Consider the following 5,856-nt stretch of genomic DNA (forward strand, 5'->3'; position numbering starts at 1 on the left):
CATCTTTTCCGGGTCGGCGAGAATCATTTCCAGCACTTCCTCGCCCACGTATTTGCCGAAGGACTGACGGGTTAGGGTGTGCCGGAAAAGCTCTTCGCCCATTTGGTTGAAGGCGGTGGCCAGGTTGCCCAGCTCGTCCTGGCGATCGAGTTCCACCCGATAGCGGTAGTCGCCCTTGCCGATGGCTTCGGTGGCGGCTACCAATTGTGAGATGGGCATTGAAAATCGTAACCCTAGATAAACCGCAATGGCCAGGCCAACGGTCATCATTACAACGGTCATATATATGATGGACCCTTTTTCCCTGTCCACCAAGCGCTCGATAAAATCCAGCGATACACCCACATGGACCGTTCCTACAATTTTATCTTGAAAAACCACATCCCGGTACAGGTTCAGGATCTGCTCTCCGGACGCGGCAACGAAAGAATAATAGGAGATGTTACCCCTTGTGACCGGCGGAGCTGCGGGGGGTGAAGTCGTCCAATCCGTACCGATGCGGTTGACGTCGGTATGGGCCCGGATCAATCCCTGGGTATCGGTTACCACAGCGTAACGCAGCCCCTCGGTCTCGGTGGCCTCTTTGATTAGGGTGTTGAGGCTGAGAATGTCGTCATCGATGAGCGGAATGCGGGCGTTGTTGACAAAATAATTGAGGCTCACCGTCCCCACGGTTACCGTCTGGTCGAAAAGCCGATCCTTCTGCTTGCTGATGATGAAATAACTGAAAGAGACGATGGTGACGGTGACGATGAGCAGTGCACCGACGCAAAGCTTAAGCCAGATGGGAATGGCCGGAGCGGGAAGCCGCTCGGCCAGGGTTCCGCGCTGGCGGAGAATGAGTTCCCGAATGTTGTCCGACAGCGAGACGACGGAGATCCCGAAGTTCTTATTGATGGCCTCCACCACGGCGGCTTCGGAGGCCAGCTCCAGTTCGGTAATCATGTGTCCCAGGCGGACGGCCTGACCGGTCTCGATCAATCGCTGACGCTGGGCGGCGAGAGCGGTTTCCAACTGATTGTCGGTAAGAATGCCCCGGTTCACTAGCACCTGGCCCAGTTGCACATCGCCCGGGGATCGCCGCCGGAAAAGATGCTGGATGCTTGAAAACAGGGTTTTGGGAGGCTGCTGCATGACGCTACCGCTCGTTATGAGGCTCGGGGCATCGTTTAAAAGGCGGCCGGCACCGAACGGGTCTTGACTTTGGTTGGGAGGTGCGGCCGGTGTCAGTCGGTTTCGGTGATGGGTACAGCCGATTGCGACCCTGGTTTTTAGCTTCGTAGGGCATGACGTCGGCCCTGCGGAGTATGGTGCCAAAAAAGTTCTCATCTTCGACAAGAAGCGCGTTCTGCATGCGTTTTGTCCTTTCGTGTTCCTTTTGAATCCGTCCTCGGGTGAAAGGTGCCGGCGGTCTTTCCGATATGCTTGGTCCCAAGCCGGGTTATGCCTCAGCAAAGCCACAGCGAAACAGGCGATGCGTGAAATTTATGATGAAAGTGTTCTGGATTCGTATATCGGGAAACGGCGTGCAGACTTGAACGAATTTTTTATAGGGTAACTGCAGTGCCTGAAGCAACCGCCTTTGCATTGACAGAGTTTCGGCAGCGCTCTATGTTGAGGGGTAAGGGATGAGCTATATCTGCTTTCTCGATAATTTTCGGAAAGGTGGTGGAAGCATGAAGACGGCCAATGACATGATCAAAGAAAAGGGAAGCGATATTCTCTGTGTTCCGGTGGGTACCATCGTTTTGGATGCGCTGAAAAAGATGAATACGTGCAAGGTGGGGGCGATAATAGTGACCCGTGACGACAAGCCGGTGGGCATCTGGACGGAGCGGGACCTCATGCGCAACATCCTCGATGGGGCCTTCGATCCCAAGTCCACCCGCATCGAGGATGTGATGACCAAGGCGCTTATTTTTGCCCCTTACACAGATACCGTCTACAACCTCATGGACAAGTTTCTGGGGCTTCGGGTGCGTCACCTGCTTATCGAAAAGGACGGCGAGACCATCGGTATGGTTTCCAGCGGTGACGTCATGAAGGCCTCTATCCAGGAAAAGGACGGGGAGCTCAAGCAGCTCAACTCTATGGTAGGCTGGGATTACTACGAGAACTGGAGTTGGCGGCCCGAATCCAAGTGACGCGTCGGGCCGTCAATAATTAATCGTCGGTGATGGTCAGGCGCTTTTCGGCGGCCGCGGAGGGCTCACCAGGGCCTCGCCGTCAAGCACTTTTACCCCTTCCTGATTGACGCAAGTGGTTTTCAGGCGCACCCGTTTTTTTTCTTCTATTTTTTCAACCACTTCCACCGTTGCGGTGACCGTATCACCGATGCGAACCGGTGCGAGGAAATCAAGCGTCTGCCGCATGTACACCGTTCCCGGGCCCGGCAGGCGAGTACCGATTACCGCGGATACAAATCCTGCCGACAGCATGCCGTGGGCGATACGTGTCTTGAAAAACGTGCCCTGCGCATAGGTTTCATCGATGTGCGCCGGGTTCAGGTCGCCGGTGACGCCGGCAAACAGGTAGATGTCCGCGTCGGTCACGGTTTTGGAGAACCGGTCCGAATCGCCGACTTTCAGCTGGTCGATGGTTTTCCCGATCATGTTTCATCCCCTCTGCCTGGTAGTCCTCAGGCGTCTTCATGTTATGGCGTGTTAAAAGAAGTCTTCGACCTTTTTAAATGCCTCGTCCACTGTTTTCTTATACTCTTCCCGGCCTTTTTTGAAAGCATCCACCCATTCCAGAAGGGCTTTTCTCCCCTCTTCGGGCATCCCGGTGGCCTGGTTCAGCATGTTGTTGGCCAGGGTTTCAGTCTGGTCCTGAACCATGACCATGGCGTTATAGGCATTGTTGAAGGCACCTTTGTTGAAATCCAGCATCTGCTTGAAAATCTGTTTCTGATCCATGGTTGTTCTCCTTTTACTATCGTTTAATGGGTTTATGGGGTGTCTGCATGGCTTCAATATAGATCACCGGCGGCCGATGTCAATAGGATAATGTTGCAATGCACAAAAATATTGGATTGGCATTGCAAATTCACTGTCACTGTATATAATTGAATTAATGCTGATGTGATGTAAGGACAGCCAAATTTCAATTGAACTTTTGTTGCAGTGTATCAAATCGTGAAGGGAAAAATAGACCCATGCCTGATCCCCTGGTGTTGAAGAAATACAGCAACCGGCGACTCTACGATACCCGAAACAGCCGCTATGTCACCCTTGAAGATGTTTCCACAATGATCCGCTCCGGCGAGCAGTTGCAGATTCAGGATGCCACTACCGGCGAGGATGTGACCGCATTCATTCTCACACAGGTCGTCCTGGAGGCGGCCAAGCATAAAAACAGCCTGTTGCCGGTGTCGGTGCTGCACCTGCTTATTCGATATGGAGACAATGCCCTGGGCGAGTTTTTCGAAAAATATTTTCAGAAAACCATCCAAAACTATTTGGAGACGAAAAAGGCCTTTGACCAACAGTTCGGCCAGTGGCTGGATATGGGCCTGGATCTGTCCCGACGCAAGCCGGAAATGATGGCCGGCACATCTTCCATGGAAGCCATGATGGAGATGTTCAGTTTTCCAAAGCCATTCACCCCCAAAAAGGCAGATCCGAAGCACCCAGACCCTTCAGACAGTAGCGACAGCGAACCGAAAAAGCCTTGAGCATCGCTCCGACGCTGATGGTGAATGAGGCCGATGCAGACTCTCAGGTGGTCTGCATGCCCATGCCCTGACCATCCACCTGCCCGGTGAAGCGAAAACCACGACCGTTAAATCCTGGGTTGCCCGAAGCGATGCGGCAACTTCTGGAGACGGACACTTAACCGTTCACGGTTTGAAATTGGAAATTGGAAAGTAGAAATTGGGAAGCGATGAAACGAGTCTACGATTATGCAAAATGATACCAAATCCTTTAAAGACAAGATGGTGGATGTCCTCAACTATGGATCCTTGAATCTGGCCATGGGATTGGGTTACCGTGCCGGCCTTTTCGATGTCATGGACGCCAAGAATCGGCCGTGCAGTCTGGATGAGATTTGCGCGGATGCAAACCTGAACCGCCGGTATGTCAAGGAGTGGCTGGGAGTGATGGTGTGCGGGAGCATTGTGGATCTGGTTCGGGGCGATGACGGCGAACCCCGATTTTTATTGCCTAAAGCTCATGGAGATGTACTTGCCCGCCGGGCCGGCAGCGGTAACCTGGGGGTGTACACCCAGGAGATACCCCTGCTTACGGCTTGTGCCATGGAACATGTGTTTCAGGGTTTTTTAAGCGGTGATGGGATCTCCTACGAACAGTATCCGGACTTTCATGATTTCATGGCCCAGCTGGGCGACGCCAAGCACCGCCAGGTGCTGGTGGACTTATTCTTGCCGTCAGTGGACGATGGGCGCCTGGTCCAGGCCCTGCACCGGGGCATCGATGTCTGCGACCTGGGATGCGCCCAAGGGGTCGCCACCCTCCTGATGGCCCAGGCGTTTCCCGTCAGCCGGTTTACAGGTATCGACATCAGCGCCGAGGCCCTTGAAACGGCCCGGGCCGACGCTCGGGAAAAGGGATTGACCAATGTCTGTTTCGAACAGCGCGACGCCGCCGGACTGCGCCATCCCAACGACCTGTCCGGACGCTTTGGCTACATCACCGCCTTCGATGCCATCCATGACCAAACCCGGCCGCTTGATGCGCTGCGGGGGATTCATGAAATATTAAAGGACGACGGCGCCTTTTCCATGATCGACATTGCCGCTGAAACCGACATCGATGGCAACCGTGACCATCCCATGGGACCGTTTCTGTACGCGGTCAGCCTGATGCACTGCATGCCGGTGGGGCTGGTGGATGGCGGAGCCGGCCTGGGGATGATGTGGGGCTGCCAGCTGGCTGAAAAGATGCTGGGGCAGGCCGGGTTCGGGCGGGTGACGGTGATGGAAATCCCCGACGATCCGTTCAATCTGCACTTTTTCTGCAGGAAGTAGCGCCAGGCAACGCCCTCTCAGGACCGCAGGTGCTTCGGCGAATAGGTCAACAGGCGAATGGTGTTAGGTGGCCGCGTTTTCGACAGATTATGAAGCGCCGCTGGACCTGCCTCGAATTGGGCCGGTTGCTGTCTGGATCTTTCGCGGGCCTCCCTGGAGATGGTAACCCGATCGACAACACCGAATGGCTGCTCCGCCCGCCCAGTTTTGTTAGCGGTTGCCGAATCCGGCCGTGGCGACCGTCCGATGGGAGGGATTTTTTGGTTGTCTACAATAATATAGGGTGTATCGTTTATCATCGGCGTTACGCCTTGCTGCCAATCCCGCGAATTCCGTTCAACCCCGCAAAGACCCCATGTCAGTAGATACGTTAAGAACAACTGATTGTTATCATACTTTATTCATTACCACAAGCGCGCTGTACGTGTTCGAATTATTTAAAACACGTTTGACCATGGGCCTTGAAGGGCTGCCGATCTCGCTTCGGCAGCGGCTGAAGGTGCCCGGCGAAAATATTCGGTTGCCGCTATCTTTATCCCAGCGTTGCCTTTGGAGATCCGGACGCCATCAACCAATAGTATTCTTTACAATTCCCACCAGTTTCTCCGGATCGAAGGGCTTTTTCACGAAGGCGATGGCATCTTTTATGGCGTGGTCGCCGTCGATACCGCTGACCACGATGACCGGGGTGTCTCTCAGTTCTTTGTCTTTTCTCAGCTTGCGGTAGAAGCGGGGACCCCACTCCCCGGGCATCTGCAGGTCCAGGGTGATCAGGTCGGGCCTCTCCTTTTTGACCACGTCCAACCCTTCCATGGTGCTGGAGGCGGTGCAGGTTTCGTAGCCGTTGTCGCTGAAAACGGCTTCCAGGT

At 54.3% G+C, this 5,856-nt stretch carries 7 protein-coding genes; 3 read left to right on the top strand and 4 right to left on the bottom strand.

The features are described 5' to 3' along the window. A partial coding sequence (locus QNK41_RS11025; RefSeq protein WP_319256699.1) for a HAMP domain-containing protein occupies positions 1 to 1,134 on the bottom strand: 1,134 nt, incomplete at its 3' end. Positions 1,135 to 1,676: 542 nt separating this feature from the next. Here QNK41_RS11025 and QNK41_RS11030 point away from each other — a divergent pair. Beyond that, a complete protein-coding gene (locus QNK41_RS11030; protein WP_319256701.1) occupies positions 1,677 to 2,144 on the top strand; it encodes a cyclic nucleotide-binding/CBS domain-containing protein in 468 nt (155 codons plus the stop codon). A gap of 36 nt (positions 2,145 to 2,180) precedes the next feature. Here QNK41_RS11030 and QNK41_RS11035 read toward each other — a convergent pair whose 3' ends face one another. Beyond that, positions 2,181 to 2,612, bottom strand: coding sequence for a MaoC family dehydratase (locus QNK41_RS11035; protein WP_319256703.1), 432 nt, complete (start codon positions 2,610 to 2,612; stop codon positions 2,181 to 2,183). A gap of 51 nt (positions 2,613 to 2,663) precedes the next feature. Continuing rightward, complete coding sequence (locus tag QNK41_RS11040) at positions 2,664 to 2,915, bottom strand: hypothetical protein (RefSeq protein ID WP_319256705.1); 252 nt, start codon at positions 2,913 to 2,915, stop codon at positions 2,664 to 2,666. A 239-nt stretch (positions 2,916 to 3,154) separates the two neighbouring features. Here QNK41_RS11040 and QNK41_RS11045 point away from each other — a divergent pair, with 239 nt between their 5' ends. Then, positions 3,155 to 3,673 (top strand): polyhydroxyalkanoate synthesis regulator DNA-binding domain-containing protein, encoded by a 519-nt coding sequence (locus QNK41_RS11045; RefSeq protein ID WP_319256707.1) that lies wholly within the window; start codon positions 3,155 to 3,157, stop codon positions 3,671 to 3,673. Positions 3,674 to 3,901: 228 nt separating this feature from the next. Continuing rightward, entirely contained in the window at positions 3,902 to 4,987 is a 1,086-nt protein-coding gene (locus QNK41_RS11050) for a class I SAM-dependent methyltransferase (protein ID WP_319256709.1), read from the top strand. A gap of 567 nt (positions 4,988 to 5,554) precedes the next feature. Here the strand turns inward: QNK41_RS11050 and QNK41_RS11055 are convergent. After that, a complete protein-coding gene (locus QNK41_RS11055) occupies positions 5,555 to 5,854 on the bottom strand; it encodes a two-component system response regulator (protein ID WP_319256712.1) in 300 nt (99 codons plus the stop codon). Between the last annotated feature and the right edge of the window lie 2 nt (positions 5,855 to 5,856).

Origin of the sequence: Desulfosarcina sp., assembly GCF_033791525.1 — a bacterium.
In the GTDB taxonomy this organism is placed as follows: Bacteria; Desulfobacterota; Desulfobacteria; order Desulfobacterales; family Desulfosarcinaceae; genus Desulfosarcina.